Annotated in this window: 3 protein-coding genes; 1 reads left to right on the forward strand and 2 read right to left on the reverse strand. The window is 44.4% G+C overall.

The genetic code is table 11. The annotated features are described in order from the left end of the window. A partial coding sequence (locus tag CBG25_RS18180) for a transposase family protein (RefSeq protein WP_290603697.1) occupies positions 1–405 on the reverse strand: 405 nt, incomplete at its 3' end. A 111-nt stretch (positions 406–516) separates the two neighbouring features. On the opposite strand from CBG25_RS18180, the gene CBG25_RS18185 reads away from it, so the two are divergent. After that, positions 517–780, forward strand: a complete 264-nt coding sequence (locus CBG25_RS18185) for a hypothetical protein (RefSeq protein ID WP_290608421.1) — start codon at positions 517–519, stop codon at positions 778–780. Positions 781–1,100: 320 nt separating this feature from the next. On the opposite strand, the gene CBG25_RS18190 is transcribed toward CBG25_RS18185, so the two are convergent. Then, positions 1,101–1,631: a helix-turn-helix domain-containing protein gene (locus tag CBG25_RS18190; protein ID WP_290608423.1), complete on the reverse strand. Its 531-nt coding sequence runs from the start codon at positions 1,629–1,631 to the stop codon at positions 1,101–1,103. Between the last annotated feature and the right edge of the window lie 1,167 nt (positions 1,632–2,798).

The following is a 2,798-nucleotide window of genomic DNA, read 5'->3' on the forward strand; positions in this document are numbered from 1 at the left end:
GACGTCTTTAACTCCAGGAAAGGCGCGAAAAAATTCCTCAGCAGAGCGAATTTGACGAGCGGGCAAAACACATTCTCGCCCCAAGGTCATCTCTAAAACCGGCAATAATATTTTTACCCAGCGACATGCCCGTGTTCTATCTAAACCAAAAAGAAGTCCTTGCAAATCATAGGTCGGATAACATTTTAAATACAATAAAATAAAAAGCAGTTTATCTAATGGGGTTGGGATAAATCCTTTCTGCCCTGCACCCATCTGCCGCTCGTGAGCTTTTCGATTCTTTTTCCGATAAATCAAATAACAAGCTGAAAATTCAGCGGCTAAATTTTTCAATTCTTCGACTGATAATCCAATGATTGCTTTACATAAACGATTATCTCGTAACAACTGCTCTTTGTTGATCATTTCAAACCGTTATTTTCTAAGTTAAACCTCTTTTTATTGTCTATAGCGTGACAAAAAATGCAAGTCTCTATTCAGCAACTAGTTTAACATATCCCGGAGAAACACTTTCGGATGGTGCGGTACTTTGGTTTTCTCGCAAACCGAGTGGTGGGAACATTATTGCTGAAGGTAAAAAAGGCACTGGCTCAGGAAGAGAAAAAACCTGTAAAAGTAGTGACATTTTCCAGCCTCAGCCAAGCACTGCTCAATACGGACCCTTTTAAATGTATTCTGTGTGGCGGGAAAATGGTCTATCAGCGGGTCTTGTATGGGCTGGTAACAAAGGATCTGGTTGCTAACGCAGTGGAAATAGCGCGAATGCGTTACGTGATGTAATGCAGGGAAGATCTGCCTGAATTCAGCAAATTCGTTCAAAAATCAGTCGATTAGCCAACAAATAATGATCTCACTCCCTCTTGTGCTGAAAAAAACAGCAAATCTTACCGACTGTGATCCCTATTTCATACGGCCTCAGGATCTTTGAAATTCCTAGGCGTGAACCTCGACCTCACGCGGTGAGAGCTTCGGGAACAGCTTGTAGTAAGGGATGCGATTTTTTAACTCGAACTGATACCATATTCGGCAGCCATGACAGCCTCCTAGCTAGGTTGTGGTGGTTAGCGGTGTGCTGAGGGGGACAACCTCAATACACCGCACTATTCATAAAAACTTTCTTGTTTTTCGTTACTACCTTCTCCTGTTGAAAACATCGCCATTATTTTTCTTTTTATTTCACCGTCTTTGTTAACTAATGTTCTGGTTACGAAAGCGGCATATTCTTTTGAATTATCGTAACCTTTCCAAACTTCGCGTGGATCTAATGCATAGGCACAAACACGCCCAGCAACAGGAATACGAACAATAGCCACCTCTTTTTCTAGGTAAGAAAGCCAACGGCTTATTGTGCTTCTGTTTACTTCAAATTGATCTGCTAAAAATTGTTGATCACAAACAACCGCCCCACACGAGGGATCAATATGTTGAGCAAAAAAAGCATATAAACCAGAAGCACCAGCGTTCCCTTTTGATAATTCTATTATTCTCTTCCAACCTCTTGGATATACCTGAGTAAATCCTTTATTTTTTCTCTCTTTTTTTAAGGCTTCTTGTTTCCTTAAATCTTCATTCTCAAGTGCTTTTTTTCTAATTTCCATTTGTTCTTTAGTCGATAAGAGCATAGCAATCATCTCATTGCATCATTAATGTCTCATTTTCGCACAATACTATGCGTAATTGCAACACTTGGTGCGCAAATATACGTGCATTTTTGCTACATAGTCGTGCGAACTGTTGCATAGCTGGTGCAACAACGTTGTTGCACAGCTGGTGCACACGAAAAAAAAACAAAACATTAAATTTCAATAACTTATAAAATCCACTATATCTCCTCTGGGAGGGAGAAGGAGCGAAGCGACTGAACCCTCCCCCTGCGGGGTGACAGAGAGCACCAAAAAGAGCTTTCAGGCAACTCCAGTGTGAACGCGTTTATCTGTTGGTTCTGGTGATCTTCCGCTTCCTCGCTTTGGCTGTTCGTTCCTCGTCGCTTCGCTCCTGCGGTACGCCTCAGCCAAAGACTGCGGCGAGCGGTGGGAGTTACAGAGACTTATTCTTTTTCGATTTTAAGGCCCCTAGAAAGCCCGTAGCGGCGTTTTCTCGGTTTTAGATGCCCGTCAGGGCATGGAAGGCGCGAAAATCGCTTACAGAGGCGTACAGGCGTTTCTACGCGCCGATGCGTGAGCGGAGCGAACTACGAAGCCGACAGAGACCACGGAACCGCGCTTGCGCCCCTGCTAAGCGGGTTTTGGGCATGACGAGCAGTGCGAGTCATGCCAGCTACGAACTTTCAGCGACACAATCGTTGAATGGTCGAAGACAAAAGAACCGTCCAGCGAGGGGTTTTTCAGGCGCTTCAGCGCCGTGATGCGGAGCGGCGATCAGCCGCGACATCGTAGTTTAGGGGGGGACCCCTTCGGGGGGGGCGTAGCCCCGTCTTTTGACCTTGACGCCTAGGAATTTACGCCTAGGAATTTCAAAGATCCTGAGGCCGTATGAAATAGGGATCACAGTCGGTAAGATTTGCTGTTTTTTTCAGCACAAGAGGGAGTGAGATCATTATTTGTTGGCTAATCGACTGATTTTTGAACGAATTTGCTGAATTCAGGCAGATCTTCCCTGCATTACATCACGTAACGCATTCGCGCTATTTCCACTGCGTTAGCAACCAGATCCTTTGTTACCAGCCCATACAAGACCCGCTGATAGACCATTTTCCCGCCACACAGAATACATTTAAAAGGGTCCGTATTGAGCAGTGCTTGGCTGAGGCTGGAAAATGTCACTACTTTTACAGGTTT

The organism is Arsenophonus sp. ENCA (genome assembly GCF_002287155.1).
GTDB lineage: Bacteria > Pseudomonadota > Gammaproteobacteria > Enterobacterales > Enterobacteriaceae > Arsenophonus > Arsenophonus nilaparvatae.